Genomic DNA, 15,580 nt, shown 5'->3' with positions numbered 1-15,580 from the left:
TGGCTTTAGAGCGGGAAATTAGTCTTCCAGCTCTGCAAGGCACATTTCCTCGTAGACCTGTTTGACCCAGTTTTCTACACGTTCTTGAGTCAGTTCAGGCTGACGGTCTTCATCGATGCAAAGACCGACAAAATTGGCATCATCAACCAGTGCTTTTGAGGCTTCAAATTCGTAACCGTCAGTAGACCAGTTACCAACAATGGTCGCGCCCTTGGCTTCAATGATATCGCGAAGGGTGCCCATGGCATCACAGAAATATTCTGCGTAATCTTCCTGATCGCCACAACCGAACAAGGCTACCAGCTTGGTAGAAAAGTCGATTTTCTCCAGTTCCGGGAAGAAATCATCCCAGTCACACTGTGATTCACCGTAGTACCAGGTTGGGATACCCAGCAGCAGCAGGTCGAAGTTGTCGATATCTTCTTTACTGCTCTTGGCAATGTCCTGAACGTGAACCATTTTTTTGCCAAGTTGTTTTTGAATCATCTTCGCGACTGCTTCAGTGTTACCTGTGTCGCTGCCAAAGAAGAGTCCTACAGTTGCCATAGAAAGAATACCTGTTTTAGCTTTTTATCAACCCATGCCGGGGTTGCATAGTCAAAATGATTTAAGGCTTGCCTTAAAAACCGATACGGGTTTCGAACCACGTACTTAGCCGATACCTGCGCCTTCCCAGACCAACTGAATAATGCCTTTGGCAATAAATCCAGCACAACCGAGGAACAGTACCAGCCAAACAATACGGCGACCAAAGGTTGGAACGTTACCTTGATTCAAAACGTCCCTGATTGCCATGCCGATAAAAAAGAATATACCAGCAAACACAAGATCCAACCCTATCTTTTCGAGCAACTCGTAGTGCTCATAGAGCATAACTGCCTCCATTCAGTCGCTACAGTTGCGGCGCAATATATCATAAGGCCGCTTTTAGGTGTAACTGGCGACTGGACAATAGTTGCCCAAACTCACATCCTTGTGAACAGCTCTGATAAATCAGAGGGTTGCAAGGAAACGTGTCACTACTTTTTCTACGGTTTCAGGTTTTTCCGCATGAAGCCAGTGTCCGGTACCTGAAACCATGTGTGCTTTGGCGTTGGGGAACTGCTGTGCGATGGCAGTTCGGTGATCCTCTGTGATGTATTCTGATTGTTGCCCTTTTACGAAGAGGGTAGGGCCGCTATAGGTACCCAGTACATCCCAACCGATGATCTTTGGGTATTGGTCAATCAGGTGATCGATGTTGAAGCGCCACTGGTAGCTGCCGGTTTCACTTCGGTACAGCGACTTAAGCAGAAACTGTCTGACACCCGGCTCAATAATATGTTGTGCAAGAATGGCCTCTGCATCCTTTCGTGATGCAAGTATCTGACTCTGGCTGGCTGTCAGCCCGGCAAAGACATTCTGGTGGCGGTGCACACCGTAATCGTACGGAGCCATGTCTAGCACGATAAGTTTTTCCACCCGTTCAGGATGTTGCTGGGCGAGTGCCATTGAAACCTTACCGCCCATCGAATGGCCAATAAGTACAGTTTCGTCGAGGCCTAGGTGGTCGAGCAGCGCCAGGACATCATCAGCCAGGGACTGATATGTAAATTCCGATGGCTGGTAGGACATCCCATGGTTGGGGAGATCGATCTGAATCACCCGGTAATGCGACGATAACGCTTTTCCCAAAAGACCCAGATTGTCGAGACTGCCAAACAGACCATGGATCAAAATGACAGGTTTACCCTCTCCGGTTGATTTGTAGTTGAGCAACACGATCTTTTTCTCTCCGAATGTAAGGTGTTGGCGTAGAGTATAAACATGGTTCAAGGTATAATCGCCAGGTTGATGTACAGATAGGATACGACGAACATTACGATGAAGACGATCGAGGTAGATGAAGAGCTATACCGTTATATTGCGAGCCAAACTGTTCGTATCGGCGAAAGTGCCTCTGATATTCTCAGACGCCTGCTGCTGGAGCGTAATAACGACGCGCCGGTAACCTTGACGCCAGTGGTCGATCAGGTCAAGCCAGGTATCGTTGTGAGCAAAGACGCCGGTAAAGATACCAGTGTAGATCGTGTGAAAGAAATGCGATCTCTACTGATTTCTGATGAATTCGCGGCTCAGGAAAAGGCCATCGGTCGTTTTATGATGGTGCTGTCTGCACTGTACCGCATCGACAGCCAGGCTTTTGCCGATGCAACGTCACTGAAAGGCCGTACCCGTGTCTATTTTGGTGACAGTGAGCAAACCCTTCTGGAAAGTGGCAAAACCACAAAGCCAAAGCAGATTCCAAGTACGCCTTACTGGGTGATTACCAATACGAACACTGGCCGCAAGCGTCAGATGATCGAACAGGTGATGGCCAAGATGGGCTTCTCTGCTGATATTACTGAAAAGGTTTGTAACGAGATTTAAAATCTCCAAATTCCGTGTTTTATCTCCGGCGGCCATGTCAGATGGCCGGTCCGGACACGGATAGCGCCATGTGTATCCTGCGATGTCCCGCCTTTTTCGCCTGTGCCAGGATGCTTGTGGCGAGCCGGTAAGAAGATAAGAATTTTTATTCAACAAGGAAACGTTCATGGCTATGCATCCCCGCGCGGGTAAACCTGCTGTTCAGCAGGATCTCTACAATATTCCTTTGCTGGTTGCCAATTTCTTTCAAATTCAACCTAACCCTGTAGACGCGGCCCAAGCCGTTGCATTCGGTACGTCCGGACACCGTGGTTGTTCTGACAAGGGTTCATTTAACCAGCACCATATCTGGGCAATCGCGCAAGCAGTTGCTGAAGTTCGTGCAGAAAACGGAATCACCGGCCCATTGTTCGTCGGTAAAGATACCCACGCCCTGTCCGAACCTGCATTTGTCGCTGTGGTAGAAGTGCTGATTGCCAATGGCGTGCGAGTGATTGTCCAGAAAGACAACGGTTACACCCCAACGCCAGGTATTTCGCACGCTATCCTCACTTACAACAAAGCCCATTCGCCAGAAAAGGCGGACGGTATTGTTATCACGCCTTCACATAACCCTCCTCAGGATGGTGGTATTAAATACAACCCACCTCATGGTGGACCGGCAGAAGGTGAAATTACCAAGGCGATCGAAAATCGCGCCAACCAGTTGATAGCTGACAGCCTGGATGGCGTAAAGCGCATTAGCTGGGAAGAAGCCAAGCACAGCGGTTTGTTTATCGAACAGGATCTGGTCGCACCATATGTAGCTGATCTGGTGAATGTTGTTGATATGGCTGCAATTCAGAAGGCAGGTTTACACCTTGGTGTTGACCCGCTCGGTGGCTCAGGTATTGAATACTGGAAACAGATCAAAGCATTCTACGATTTGGATCTGACATTGGTGAATGAATCGGTTGACCCGTCTTTCCGCTTTATGACGCTGGATAAAGATGGCGTGATTCGCATGGACTGTTCATCACCCTATTCAATGGCAAGCATGCTTGCGGTGAAAGATGACTTTGACCTGGCATTCGGGAACGACCCGGATTATGACCGCCATGGTATCGTTACTCCCGCAGGTCTCATGAACCCAAACCACTACCTGGCAGTTTGTATTGATTACCTCTATCGTCACCGTGACGGTTGGGCGAAGGATGTAGCTGTTGGCAAGACATTGGTTTCCAGCGCTATGATTGATCGCGTGGTTGATGGCCTCGGTCGTGAACTTTGTGAAGTGCCGGTAGGGTTCAAATGGTTTGTTGACGGCTTGTTCAGCGGCCACTTCGGTTTTGGTGGTGAAGAGAGCGCTGGCGCATCCTTCCTCCGTAAGGATGGCACGCCTTGGTCTACTGACAAAGACGGCATCATCCTTTGTTTGCTGGCTGCTGAAATCACCGCTGTGACCGGTAAGAACCCTCAGCAGTATTACAACGAGCTTGCTGCAAAATATGGCTCACCGGCATACAGCCGTTTGCAGGCCGTTGCCAATACCGAACAAAAAGCCGTGTTGAGCAAACTTTCTGCCGAAATGGTCAAGGCAGAAACATTGGCTGGTGACGCAATCACTGCCCGTCTGACCCATGCTCCTGGCAACGGAGCGGCTATCGGCGGTCTGAAAGTGGTGACTGAAAACGGCTGGTTTGCTGCGCGTCCATCGGGTACTGAAGACATCTATAAGATTTACTGCGAAAGCTTCAAGGGTGTCGAGCACCTTGCCCAAATTGAGCAGGAAGCACAGCAAATCGTCAGTGCAGTATTTGAGGAAGCCGGGCTGTAAAAGCCGTTCTTCCTTATAAAAATTTGAAGCCACTGCTCAGTCAGTGGCTTTTTTGTGGTCCCGGAATGGCCAAAAGTCGTTGACGAAGAACCAGGGTTTCCCGGAGTCATCCAATGCGTGGACTGTATTTGGCAACTTCCGGATATCCTGCCCCTGAATTTCCGGCAATTTGGCGATGTCTTCAAGCCCCAGCCATTGGTCCCTGCCTAAAAGATAGAATGCCTTTTTATCGGGTATCTGGTTTTTCCAGCACCATGCCCCGGTTACCCTATTTGTCGCAATTCGGGTGTCGTTTACATGACTTGAGGAAAGGAAGGGGTTCACATAGAGCCTGCCCTGTATCACCATCTGTTTGTTGTCAGGATGCAATGTAGGGTATTGGTTGATGAAGGCATGAGAGTCTGAGAGCGAAAGCTGGTGTCGCTGCATGTGGTCAAGCTTGTCATGGAGAGAGTCTTCCGGGTTCGGGCCCAGCCAACGTCCTTCAAAAGCAAGGTAGAATTTAACTGCCAGTTCCCAATGTTCTATGGATACGACCGTGTGGCTGCACGTTGATACGATTAAATCGATTTCGCCGAGTGTCGTCTTGTTTGAGATGATCTGCCGCTCGTTCATTTCAATTTTCCATTCACCAGAATGGTCGAGCAACTGTTTCCAAAGCCATTCAAAGTAATGACCGATACGCCTGCTTCCCACATAGCTTACCGAAGGGACTGACGCAGGGGAAAACTTATCAAGATATTGATGGCTCATGATGAACGGTTCGTTGCCGTTTGCAAGCATGCCACTTTCCACAATCCATTGCAGGTCACGATGTACTTGTGAGGAAGACTGGAACATTATTGGGCTCCGTGAGTATTTATGCCAATCGGACTCATTGCCTGATCATTCTGACTGGTTGAAATCATGCATTTCTGCGTTACTCGTTTTGGTGTTTGGCCCCAAGCAATTGCAATTTGCGACTGGAACTGAAAGAACTCACCTACGTCATCTATGAACAATGAATAAATCCAATTGGTATTACATTGGTGATCTGCAACATAGTTCCGGAAAGTGTACGGATGACCCTGATTACCATTGTAGTAATCCTACGGGTTGAGGATTACGATAAGCCAGTCTGAACTGGTAGGATGAGGCTTTCAATGTTTAAGCGTTTTACCCCACTTCAAATTGTCTGTCGTCGTGCCTTTGTCATTATTGCCGGGGGATTGGCGCTGCCTGTACTTCTTTTTCCTTCTTTGAGAGCGCCCTTGTACAGCCGGCTGCATCGTATCTGGTTAAAAACAAGTACAAAACCGGTTTGGTTAGCACAAACTGAACAGGGCTCGAGAGAGTTGTACTAGGTCATTTGGGTCTCATGCCTCGTTGCGTTAGAATCATCGCGTTCTCAGATTATTAAGCCGCATGAGCGGGGAGATTCAATGAACAACTTAGAGCTGGAACGTATTCTCAATGATTTGCTCGAACCTGGTGCAATCCGTGACTATTGTCCAAACGGGCTTCAGGTAGAAGGGACGGAAGACGTTCTTCGCGTTATTACAGGTGTCACCGCCAGTCAGGCGTTGTTAGACAAGGCTGTTGAATTTGGTGCAGATGCAGTGCTGGTTCACCATGGCTATTTTTGGAAAAATGAGCCGGAAGCTATCCGGGGCATAAAATACCGCCGGATCAGCACACTGATTAAGAATGACATCAACCTTTACGGCTATCATCTGCCATTGGATGTGCATCCTGAGCTTGGCAATAATGCTCAATTGGCTGCTTTGCTGGGGATTTCCCCTCTAGGCGGCCTTGAAGAGGGGGTGGCTAAGTCAGTAGCCGTTTACGGTGAGTTGCAGGAGCCAGTGTCTGCCGAGGACTTTGCAGAGAAAATCTCAGACGTTCTTGGCAGGAAACCGCTTCTTATCAAGGGTGGCAGTCACCTGATTAAAACGGTTGGCTGGTGTTCCGGCGGTGGCCAGGATTATATCGAATTGGCGGCCGCAAAAGGCCTTGATGCCTTTATCTCCGGGGAAGTATCTGAGCGTACGACGCACTCGGCGCGTGAACAGGGTATTCACTATTTCGGTGCGGGTCATCATGCAACCGAACGATACGGGGTTAAAGCACTGGGAGAGTGGCTGGCGAGGGAACACGGTCTGGCCGTCACCTTTGTAGATATTGATAATCCGGTTTAATCTTCCGCTGTTGCTCATAAAAAAACGCCGCATTTAGCGGCGTTTTGTGTTTCTTTTTAACCGTTACTCGCGGTCTTTCATCGGTGTAAATTCGCGAGCTTCGTAGCCGGTGTACAGCTGACGAGGACGGCCGATACGGTTGTTTGGATCGCTGTGCATTTCGTTCCAGTGTGCAATCCAGCCAATAGTACGGGACATCGCGAAGATTACGGTAAACATGGACGTCGGGATACCAATCGCCTTCAGGATGATACCAGAGTAGAAGTCTACGTTCGGGTAGAGCTTTTTCTCGATGAAGTATTCATCAGAAAGGGCGATTCGCTCAAGCTCCATCGCTACATCCAGAAGTGGATCGTCGATCTTAAGCTCGTCGAGTACCTCGTGGCACGCTTCGTTCATTACGGTAGCGCGAGGGTCATAGTTTTTGTAGACACGGTGACCGAAGCCCATCAGGCGGAAAGGATCATCTTTGTCCTTGGCGCGTTCAATGAACTCAGGAATGCGGTCTACGGAACCAATTTCTTCCAGCATGCGTAAACAGGCTTCATTTGCGCCGCCATGAGCAGGACCCCAAAGTGATGCTATACCTGCAGCGATACATGCAAATGGGTTGGCACCGGAAGAACCAGCAAGACGAACAGTAGATGTTGATGCGTTTTGCTCGTGATCCGCATGCAGGGTGAAGATCTTATCCATTGCACGGGCAACAACCGGGTTAACCTCATACTCTTCAGCCGGGGTCGCGAACATCATATGCAGGAAATTCTCCGCATAGTTAAGGTCGTTACGCGGGTAGATAAAAGGCTGGCCAATAGAGTACTTGTAACACATTGCAGCAAGCGTCGGCATTTTAGACAGCAAGCGGAATGCGGTGATTTCCCGGTGTACATCGTTATTGATGTCGAGAGAATCATGATAGAACGCAGCCAGTGCACCTACAACTCCGCACATTACAGCCATTGGGTGTGCGTCACGGCGGAAACCGTGGAAGAAGCTGGCAATTTGTTCGTGAACCATGGTGTGGCGTGTCACGATACGTTCAAAATCTTGGTACTGTTTCTTGGTAGGGGCTTCGCCATAGAGCAGGATATAACAAACTTCGAGATATTCTGCATTATTGGCAAGTTGATCAATGGGATAGCCGCGGTGCAGCAAGACGCCGGCACCACCATCAATGTAGGTAATTTGTGACTCACATGAAGCTGTCGATACAAAACCTGGGTCAAAAGTAAAATAACCGTTGGCTCCCAGTGCTCGGACATCAACAACCTCCGGGCCTACAGTGCCTCCCATGATCGGCAGTTCGATTGGCGCTTTCCCTTCAATATGGAGGGTCGCTTTCTTATCTGCCATAACATTCTCCTTTGTTTTTATAGTCCTATTCCGGTGTCCGGAGACTCATCTTTTGTACAGATCACCTTCAATTATGTCAATTTTCAACTTCAGAGAGTGTGCGCGGAGCAATAACTTAAATGCAACTCGCGTTAAATTTCTGTTTCGGGATTTCGGTCAATTTTGTGCGTTTGTAATTGATTTTGGTGCGACGTATACTCCCAACAGGCCTCTGGATAGGGCTGAAATCCGGGGCGTTTTTGGGCTGGTAATCATTTCTTTACATTTTTTTGATGTTCTGGACCTTGAGTTGCAGGTGACATGCGACATGGCTCATATCATCTTACAAATGTGTTACAAGTCGGGCGCCGGGTTTTTGTTCTAGTTTGGGGAGTGTTAATAATAACTAGAGCTCAATGGAGCTGAGTGGGCAATACCGTGAACGTTAAAAAGCCAAGACCTGTAAACCTCGACCTACAGACCATTCGCTTTCCGGTTACTGCGATTGCGTCGATTCTACACAGGGTGAGTGGCGTTATCACATTCATCTCGGTGGGAATTCTTTTATGGCTGTTAAGCCTGTCTCTTTCTTCAATACATGGATTTCAAACTGCTGCCGATATCGTAGACAGCTTCTTTGTGAAGTTCGTTCTTTGGGGAATCATGACAGCCCTCTTTTACCATATTGTTGGTGGTATTCGTCACATCATCATGGATATGGGTCACTTTGAAGAAATTGAATCCGGCAACCAAAGCGCTATCGTATCGTTCGCGATTACCGGTGTTCTTTCTGTCATCGCGGGGGTACTGGTATGGTAGGACAAGCTTCTTCTCTCGGACGCAATGGCATCCATGACTGGCTGCTTATTCGTGCTTCCGGAATCATCATCGCTCTATACACACTTTATATCGTTGGATACTTCGCCTTTGGCGCTGATGTGAACTACTTGAACTGGACTGCCTTTTTCGGACAGTTAAGTACCAAGGTATTCACTATGCTGGCGCTGGTTTGCGTGCTGATTCATGCATGGATTGGCCTGTGGCAGGTTCTGACGGATTACATCAAATCATCTAGCCTTCGTATGATCCTCCAGTTCGGCATTGTTGCCGTATTGTTTGTGTATTTCTTCTCCGGCTTGTTTATTTTGTGGGGTGTGTAAGTGAGTATTCCAGTTCGTGAATTCGACGCCATAGTAATTGGCGCCGGCGGCGCAGGCATGCGTGCTGCGCTCCAAATTTCCCAGCTCGGAATGAGCTGTGCTCTGCTGTCAAAGGTTTTCCCGACCCGTTCTCATACTGTATCAGCCCAGGGCGGCATCACAGTTGCCCTTGGTAACTCCCATGAGGATAACTGGGAATGGCATATGTATGACACCGTAAAAGGTTCCGACTATATTGGTGACCAAAATGCGATTGAATACATGTGTAAAACAGGCCCGGAAGCCATTATCGAGCTTGAGAAGATGGGGCTTCCATTCTCGCGCTTTGAAAATGGTGGCATCTACCAGCGTCCGTTTGGTGGCCAGTCAAAAAACTTCGGTGGTGAGCAGGCTGCACGAACAGCGGCAGCTGCAGACCGTACCGGACATGCGCTTCTTCATACGCTTTACCAGCAGAACATCAAAAATAAAACGACGATTTTTTCTGAATGGTATGCGCTGGATCTGGTGAAGAACCAGGACGGAGCGGTTGTTGGTGCGACGGCACTTTGCATGGAAACCGGCGAACTTTGCTACTTTAAAGCCAAGGCGACTGTACTGGCTACTGGCGGTGCTGGCCGTATTTACCAGTCTACGACCAACGCCCACATTAACACCGGTGACGGTGTTGGTATGGCGCTTCGTGCCAATGTGCCTGTTCAGGACATGGAAATGTGGCAGTTCCACCCAACCGGTATTGCCGGTGCAGGTGTTCTGGTAACCGAAGGATGTCGTGGTGAAGGTGGTTACCTCCTGAACAAGGACGGCGAACGCTTTATGGAGCGTTATGCACCGAACGCTAAAGATTTGGCGGGACGTGACGTTGTCGCACGCTCAATGATGGTTGAGATCCGTGAAGGACGCGGTTGCGATGGTCCATGGGGCCCACACATCAAGCTCAAGCTTGATCACCTTGGCCAAGAGGTTCTTGAATCTCGCCTGCCAGGTATCTGTGAGTTGTCCCGCACCTTTGCTCACGTGGATCCGGTTAAGGAACCCATTCCGGTTATCCCAACCTGCCACTACATGATGGGTGGTATCCCTACCCAGATTTCCGGTCAGGCTCTCACCCAGGATACGAATGGCAATGATGTAGAAGTGCAGGGGCTGTTTGCTTGTGGCGAGATTGCCAGTGTATCTGTTCACGGTGCAAACCGCCTGGGTGGAAACTCACTGCTTGACCTGGTGGTATTTGGCCGGGCTACCGGTATTCACCTGAAAGAGGCGTTGGCGGCACAGGTTGAAGCCCGCGACGCATCAGAATCTGATATTGAAGCGGCTATGGCCCGCTACAATCGCTGGGAATCGTCCACTGGTGGCGAAGACCCTGTTCAGATTCGTAAAGATCTCCAGTCTTGCATGCAGAATAACTTCTCGGTATTCCGTGAAGGTGAAGCGATGGCTCAAGGCCTTGAGGAACTCAAAGTTATCCGCAATCGCCTGAAAGATGCACATTTAGCTGACAAGTCTTCTGAATTTAATACTCAGCGAATTGAATGTCTGGAACTGGATAACCTGATGGAAACGGCTTTCTCTACTGCCGTGGCTGCAAACTTCCGTACGGAAAGCCGTGGTGCCCATGCACGTTTCGATTTCCAGGAGCGTGATGATGAGAACTGGCTGTGCCATTCCATCTACAGTCCAGAAACAGAAAGCATGACCAAGCGTTCGGTTAACATGGAACCTGTTACCCGTGAAGCCTTCCCACCAAAAGTACGGACCTACTAAGGGAGACTGGAAAGATGAAATTGAATTTCTCTGTCTATCGTTACAATCCTGACGTAGACAACGCGCCGTACATGAAGGACTACACGCTGGAAGTGCCTGAAGGTTCGGATATGATGGTGCTTGATGCACTTATCCTTTTGAAAGAACAGGATCCAACCCTTGCGTTTCGTCGCTCATGCCGGGAAGGTGTTTGCGGCTCAGACGGTCTGAATATGAATGGTAAAAACGGATTGGCGTGTATTACATCGCTGTCCGCCCTTACCAATCAGCCTACCATTGTAATCCGTCCGCTACCGGGCTTGCCGGTTGTGCGTGATTTGGTGGTTGATATGACTCAGTTCTACCAAAATTATGAGCGTGTAAAACCGTTCCTTATCAACGACGGTGCTACACCTTCACGTGAGAACCTCCAGTCTCCGGAAGAACGTGCGCATCTTGACGGTCTGTATGAATGCATCATGTGTGCATGTTGCACAACGTCTTGCCCGTCATTCTGGTGGAACCCTGATAAGTTTGTAGGACCGGCAGGTCTTTTGGCAGCATATCGTTGGCTGATTGATAGCCGTGACACGGCAACTGAAGAACGATTGTCCGATCTGGACGATGCTTTTAGTGTTTTCCGTTGCCATGGCATTATGAACTGTGTAAATGTTTGTCCTAAAGGGCTGAATCCAACAAAAGCTATTGGCCACATTAAGTCAATGCTTTTGAAACGAGCTGTTTAAATTAGCCCATAATGGAATGTAAGAATTCGGCTCCTTCCCGGGAGCCGAACCGGAACCCGGCAGTAGACCGGTTTGTGACATCAACTAGTGGTTAAGGGAAAATAATGCAAAATGGCGTGATGAAGGCTTGGATGGAGTCTTCTCATTTGGCTGGCGCCAATGCAACTTACGTAGAAGATCTCTACGAACAGTACCTCAGTGACCCAGACGCAGTAGGGCCGGAATGGAAAGCCGTTTTCGATGACCTGCCCAAAGTCAATGACACCGCGGTCGAGCAACCGCACTCACGTGTTCGTGACTACTTCCGCCGCTTGGCAACCGAGGCTGCACGCTTTAAAGCGCCAGTAAATGACCCTGATGTAGATGCTAAGCAAGTTAGGGTTTTGCAGTTGATTAACGCATACCGTTTCCGCGGACATCAACTTGCGAATCTTGATCCCCTGGGATTATGGCAACGGGAAATCGTCCCTGAGCTTGACCCCTCTTATCACCAACTGACAGACGAAGATTTCCAGCAGAGTTTCAATGTGGGCTCTTTTGCCGTAGGCAAAGATACCATGCTGCTTGATGAAATTTACGGGGCATTGAAGAAGACCTACTGCGGTTCAATCGGTGCCGAATATATGCACATTACGTCGACAGAAGAGAAGCGATGGATTCAGCAACGCTTTGAATCCGTTGTCGGCCAACCTGCCTTTTCTGATGAAGAAAAACTCACTTACCTTGAAGAGCTGACAGCTGCCGAAGGCCTTGAGCGTTACCTGGGTGCCAAATTCCCCGGGGCAAAACGATTCTCTCTGGAAGGTGGTGATGCCCTGATCCCTGCGTTGAAAGAAATGATTCGTCATGCAGGCGGAGAGGGTGTCCGTGAAGTGGTTATTGGTATGGCCCACCGCGGTCGCCTCAATGTTCTGGTCAACGTACTGGGTAAGAAACCTTCTGAGTTGTTCGACGAGTTCGCCGGTAAGCATGACGATACCTGGGGTACCGGTGATGTTAAATATCACCAGGGTTTCTCTTCGGACTTTGCGACACCGGGTGGCGATGTTCACCTTGTCTTGGCTTTTAACCCGTCTCATCTGGAAATTGTAAACCCGGTAGTCATGGGTTCAGTCCGTGCCCGTCAGGACCGATTGGGTGATGAAGACGGAAGCAAAGTCCTTCCTATTACCATCCATGGTGACTCTGCGGTTGCCGGTCAGGGGGTTGTGGCTGAAACATTCAACATGTCACAGGCCCGCGGTTACAAAGTGGGTGGTACAGTTCGCATCGTGGTGAATAACCAGGTTGGCTTTACAACGTCAAACCCGCGTGACACTCGCTCAACGATGTACTGTACTGACATTGCCAAGATGGTACAGGCTCCTATCTTCCACGTTAATGCGGATGATCCGGAAGCGGTTGCTTTTGTCACGCGTGTAGCCATTGACTACCGTAACGAATTTAAGCGTGATGTGGTGATTGATTTGGTTTGTTACCGTCGCCACGGGCACAACGAAGCGGATGAGCCAAATGCAACCCAGCCGCTGATGTACCAGAAGATCAAGAAGCACCCGACACCTCGCAAGCTCTACGCTGATAAGCTGGGTGATGAGTCTATCGTTGATCTGGAAAAAGCCACTTATCTTATCAATGAATACCGTGATCAGCTGGATTCCGGTGAGTGTGTGGTGAAAGAGTGGCGTCCAATGCAGATGCATTCTGTCGATTGGTCGCCATACCTCGGCCATGACTGGACAGTGGAGTGGCCGAACACCTTTGATAAAAACCGCCTTATTGAGTTGGGCAAGCGTGTTTGCCAACATCCGGAAACCCACAAGCTTCACAGCCGAGTTGCCAAGCTTTACAAAGACCGTCAGTTGATGATGGATGGTGACAAGAAGCTGGACTGGGGTATGGCAGAGACACTCGCTTACGCAACATTGCTTGATGAGGGTAAGCGTATTCGTATTACCGGCCAGGATTCCGGTCGCGGTACCTTCTTCCACCGCCATTCAGTGCTGCATAACCAAAATGACGCCAGCACCTATGTGCCGCTTCAATATCTGCACGATAAGCAGGGACCTTTCGATGTTGTCGACTCTGTGCTTTCAGAAGAGGCGGTATTGGCATTTGAATACGGTTACGCAACTGCAGAACCAGGTGGCCTGACCATTTGGGAAGCACAGTTTGGTGATTTTGCCAACGGTGCGCAGGTTGTTATGGACCAGTTCATCAGTTCAGGTGAGCAAAAGTGGGGACGTATGTGTGGCCTGACCCAGCTTCTGCCGCATGGCTATGAAGGTCAGGGCCCTGAACACTCATCTGCACGTCTTGAGCGTTACCTGCAACTTTGCGCCGAGCAAAACATCCAGGTAATCGTCCCTTCAACGCCGGCCCAGATATACCACATGCTGCGTCGTCAGGTGCTGCGCCCAATGCGTCGCCCATTGGTCGTAATGTCACCGAAGTCACTGCTTCGCCACCCATTATGCGTCTCTTCCATTGAAGACCTTTCTGATGGCAACTTCCAGCCTGCCATCGGTGAAGTCGATGCATTGGATCCGCAAAAAGTGACGCGCATTGTGATGTGCTCCGGCAAGGTTTACTACGACCTGCTGGAAGCTCGCCGCAAAGCAGAACGTGAAGATGTCGCCATCATCCGGATTGAGCAGTTGTACCCGTACCCGGTAGATGAAGTTAATAACATTGTTTCCCAATACACGAATGCCAAAGAGTTTGTTTGGTGTCAGGAAGAGCCTCAGAATCAGGGCGCTTGGTACTCAAGCCAGCATAACTTCCGATTCGCGCTGCCAGCCGGTGCCGAATTGCAGTATGCCGGCCGTCCAGCTTCTGCGTCGCCTGCAGTGGGCTACATGTCACTGCACCTGAAACAACAAAAAGCATTGGTTGAAGATGCCCTGAACCTGAACTAAGCGCTCTGAATAAGGAAAATAACAAGATGACCATCGAAATCCTGGTTCCTGACCTCCCAGAATCTGTTGCGGATGCGACGGTTGCAACCTGGCACAAGAAGCCGGGTGAAGCGGTAGCGCGGGACGAAGTACTCGTAGATATTGAAACAGACAAAGTGGTTCTGGAAGTTCCGGCTCCGGAAGAGGGTGTGCTTGAAGAAATCATTGAAGAAGAAGGTGCAACAGTACTTTCCAAGCAACTTATCGCCCGATTGAAGCCAGGTGCCGTGGCAGGTGAACCTACTGCGGACAAGCCAGCAGAAGCCGAAGCATCTCCAGACAAGCGTCATACGGCGTCTCTGACTGAAGAAAGCAATGACGCGCTGAGCCCGGCGGTTCGCCGACTGTTGGCGGAGCATAGCCTCGAAGCGAGTGCCGTTAAGGGAACCGGTGTTGGCGGCCGTATCACACGTGAAGATGTGGAAGCACACCTCAAGAGTACACCAAGTGCGGCTCCTGCATCGGCTCCAGCACAAGCAGAGCCTGCTCCGGTAATGGCAGAGCGCAGCGAGAAACGTGTTCCTATGACTCGCCTTCGCAAGCGTGTTGCAGAGCGTCTGCTTGAAGCCAAGAACAGTACAGCGATGCTGACAACGTTTAACGAAGTCAACATGAAGCCAATCATGGATATTCGTAAGCAGTACAAAGATGCTTTCGAAAAACGCCATGATATCCGCCTAGGCTTTATGTCTTTCTACGTAAAAGCCGTTGTTGAAGCGCTTAAGCGTTACCCTGAAGTCAATGCGTCTATCGACGGCGACGACATTGTTTACCATAACTATTTCGACGTTAGCATGGCAGTTTCAACACCTCGTGGACTGGTTACTCCGGTACTGCGTGATTGTGACCAACTGTCCCTGGCCGAAATCGAAAAGGGTATCAAGGATCTGGCTATCAAGGGTCGTGACGGCAAACTGACCGTTGATGAGCTGACAGGTGGCAACTTCACCATCACCAACGGTGGTGTATTTGGATCCCTGATGTCCACACCAATCATCAATCCACCGCAGGCAGCAATTCTGGGTATGCATAAAATCCAGGATCGTCCAATGGCGGTTGATGGCAAGGTGGAAATCCTGCCAATGATGTACCTCGCACTGTCTTACGATCACCGTCTGATCGATGGTCGCGAGTCCGTTGGCTTCCTGGTAACCGTAAAAGAGTTGCTGGAAGACCCAACACGTTTGCTGCTTGACGTTTAAAAATCAGCATAGGCGGAAGCCCAAAATAAAAGGGGGCA

The 15,580-nt window shown here is 49.6% G+C and carries 15 protein-coding genes; 10 read left to right on the top strand and 5 right to left on the bottom strand.

Annotated elements, in window-relative coordinates; genetic code table 11:
• Window positions 1-18: 18 nt before the first annotated feature.
• From fldA to NF212_RS12085, 3 genes are all read right to left on the bottom strand, one after another.
• Complete coding sequence (fldA, locus tag NF212_RS12095) at window positions 19-546, bottom strand: flavodoxin FldA (RefSeq protein WP_434355946.1); 528 nt, start codon at window positions 544-546, stop codon at window positions 19-21.
• A gap of 105 nt (window positions 547-651) precedes the next feature.
• Window positions 652-873 carry a DUF2788 domain-containing protein gene (locus NF212_RS12090; RefSeq protein WP_054672343.1) on the bottom strand — a complete coding sequence of 74 codons (222 nt, stop codon included), beginning with the start codon at window positions 871-873 and terminating at the stop codon, window positions 652-654.
• A 120-nt stretch (window positions 874-993) separates the two neighbouring features.
• A complete protein-coding gene (locus NF212_RS12085) occupies window positions 994-1,761 on the bottom strand; it encodes an alpha/beta fold hydrolase (RefSeq protein ID WP_434355944.1) in 768 nt (255 codons plus the stop codon).
• A gap of 102 nt (window positions 1,762-1,863) precedes the next feature.
• On the opposite strand from NF212_RS12085, the gene seqA reads away from it, so the two are divergent.
• Window positions 1,864-2,409, top strand: coding sequence for a replication initiation negative regulator SeqA (gene seqA / locus NF212_RS12080; RefSeq protein WP_054672344.1), 546 nt, complete (start codon window positions 1,864-1,866; stop codon window positions 2,407-2,409).
• A 166-nt stretch (window positions 2,410-2,575) separates the two neighbouring features.
• Window positions 2,576-4,225 (top strand): phosphoglucomutase (alpha-D-glucose-1,6-bisphosphate-dependent), encoded by a 1,650-nt coding sequence (gene pgm, locus NF212_RS12075; protein WP_434355941.1) that lies wholly within the window; start codon window positions 2,576-2,578, stop codon window positions 4,223-4,225.
• A 36-nt stretch (window positions 4,226-4,261) separates the two neighbouring features.
• Here pgm and NF212_RS12070 read toward each other — a convergent pair whose 3' ends face one another.
• The gene (locus NF212_RS12070) at window positions 4,262-5,065 is read right to left on the bottom strand and encodes a DUF1853 family protein (protein ID WP_434355939.1); all 804 of its coding nucleotides are present in this window, start codon (window positions 5,063-5,065) and stop codon (window positions 4,262-4,264) included.
• A 290-nt stretch (window positions 5,066-5,355) separates the two neighbouring features.
• Here NF212_RS12070 and NF212_RS12065 point away from each other — a divergent pair, with 290 nt between their 5' ends.
• Both NF212_RS12065 and NF212_RS12060 read left to right on the top strand, forming a co-directional pair.
• Window positions 5,356-5,568, top strand: coding sequence for a DUF2517 family protein (locus NF212_RS12065; protein ID WP_434355937.1), 213 nt, complete (start codon window positions 5,356-5,358; stop codon window positions 5,566-5,568).
• A gap of 78 nt (window positions 5,569-5,646) precedes the next feature.
• The gene (locus NF212_RS12060) at window positions 5,647-6,402 is read left to right on the top strand and encodes a Nif3-like dinuclear metal center hexameric protein (RefSeq protein ID WP_434355935.1); all 756 of its coding nucleotides are present in this window, start codon (window positions 5,647-5,649) and stop codon (window positions 6,400-6,402) included.
• Between the two features lie 63 nt (window positions 6,403-6,465).
• On the opposite strand, the gene NF212_RS12055 is transcribed toward NF212_RS12060, so the two are convergent.
• A complete protein-coding gene (locus NF212_RS12055; protein ID WP_054672352.1) occupies window positions 6,466-7,755 on the bottom strand; it encodes a citrate synthase in 1,290 nt (429 codons plus the stop codon).
• Window positions 7,756-8,160: 405 nt separating this feature from the next.
• Between NF212_RS12055 and sdhC the strand changes: the two genes are divergently transcribed.
• The 6 genes from sdhC (at window position 8,161) to odhB (ending at window position 15,542) form a co-directional block, all read left to right on the top strand.
• A complete protein-coding gene (gene sdhC / locus NF212_RS12050) occupies window positions 8,161-8,553 on the top strand; it encodes a succinate dehydrogenase cytochrome b556 subunit (RefSeq protein WP_434355932.1) in 393 nt (130 codons plus the stop codon).
• Window positions 8,547-8,894 carry a succinate dehydrogenase, hydrophobic membrane anchor protein gene (gene sdhD, locus NF212_RS12045; RefSeq protein WP_434355930.1) on the top strand — a complete coding sequence of 116 codons (348 nt, stop codon included), beginning with the start codon at window positions 8,547-8,549 and terminating at the stop codon, window positions 8,892-8,894. The genes sdhC and sdhD overlap by 7 nt, the downstream gene beginning before the upstream one ends.
• Window positions 8,895-10,661, top strand: a complete 1,767-nt coding sequence (gene sdhA, locus NF212_RS12040) for a succinate dehydrogenase flavoprotein subunit (RefSeq protein WP_434355928.1) — start codon at window positions 8,895-8,897, stop codon at window positions 10,659-10,661.
• Between the two features lie 14 nt (window positions 10,662-10,675).
• The gene (locus tag NF212_RS12035; RefSeq protein WP_434355926.1) at window positions 10,676-11,386 is read left to right on the top strand and encodes a succinate dehydrogenase iron-sulfur subunit; all 711 of its coding nucleotides are present in this window, start codon (window positions 10,676-10,678) and stop codon (window positions 11,384-11,386) included.
• A 104-nt stretch (window positions 11,387-11,490) separates the two neighbouring features.
• Window positions 11,491-14,301, top strand: coding sequence for a 2-oxoglutarate dehydrogenase E1 component (gene sucA / locus NF212_RS12030; RefSeq protein ID WP_434355924.1), 2,811 nt, complete (start codon window positions 11,491-11,493; stop codon window positions 14,299-14,301).
• 26 nt (window positions 14,302-14,327) lie between these two features.
• Window positions 14,328-15,542 carry a 2-oxoglutarate dehydrogenase complex dihydrolipoyllysine-residue succinyltransferase gene (gene odhB, locus NF212_RS12025; RefSeq protein ID WP_434355922.1) on the top strand — a complete coding sequence of 405 codons (1,215 nt, stop codon included), beginning with the start codon at window positions 14,328-14,330 and terminating at the stop codon, window positions 15,540-15,542.
• Window positions 15,543-15,580: the final 38 nt, after the last annotated feature.

The sequence above is a fragment of the Parasalinivibrio latis genome, from assembly GCF_036825535.1.
In the GTDB taxonomy this organism is placed as follows: Bacteria; Pseudomonadota; Gammaproteobacteria; order Enterobacterales; family Vibrionaceae; genus Parasalinivibrio; species Parasalinivibrio latis.
Note: the sequence above shows the minus strand (reverse complement) of the source record. Positions and strands in the feature narration are given on the sequence as shown.

Coding starts and splice junctions, on each gene's coding strand:
- NF212_RS12035 (WP_434355926.1), top strand. CDS start 10,676: ATGAAATTGAATTTCTCTGTCTATCGTTACAATCCTGACGTAGACAAC.
- NF212_RS12055 (WP_054672352.1), bottom strand. CDS start 7,755: ATGGCAGATAAGAAAGCGACCCTCCATATTGAAGGGAAAGCGCCAATC.
- seqA (WP_054672344.1), top strand. CDS start 1,864: ATGAAGACGATCGAGGTAGATGAAGAGCTATACCGTTATATTGCGAGC.
- NF212_RS12060 (WP_434355935.1), top strand. CDS start 5,647: ATGAACAACTTAGAGCTGGAACGTATTCTCAATGATTTGCTCGAACCT.
- NF212_RS12090 (WP_054672343.1), bottom strand. CDS start 873: ATGCTCTATGAGCACTACGAGTTGCTCGAAAAGATAGGGTTGGATCTT.
- sucA (WP_434355924.1), top strand. CDS start 11,491: ATGCAAAATGGCGTGATGAAGGCTTGGATGGAGTCTTCTCATTTGGCT.
- sdhD (WP_434355930.1), top strand. CDS start 8,547: ATGGTAGGACAAGCTTCTTCTCTCGGACGCAATGGCATCCATGACTGG.
- NF212_RS12065 (WP_434355937.1), top strand. CDS start 5,356: ATGAGGCTTTCAATGTTTAAGCGTTTTACCCCACTTCAAATTGTCTGT.
- pgm (WP_434355941.1), top strand. CDS start 2,576: ATGGCTATGCATCCCCGCGCGGGTAAACCTGCTGTTCAGCAGGATCTC.
- NF212_RS12070 (WP_434355939.1), bottom strand. CDS start 5,065: ATGTTCCAGTCTTCCTCACAAGTACATCGTGACCTGCAATGGATTGTG.
- odhB (WP_434355922.1), top strand. CDS start 14,328: ATGACCATCGAAATCCTGGTTCCTGACCTCCCAGAATCTGTTGCGGAT.
- fldA (WP_434355946.1), bottom strand. CDS start 546: ATGGCAACTGTAGGACTCTTCTTTGGCAGCGACACAGGTAACACTGAA.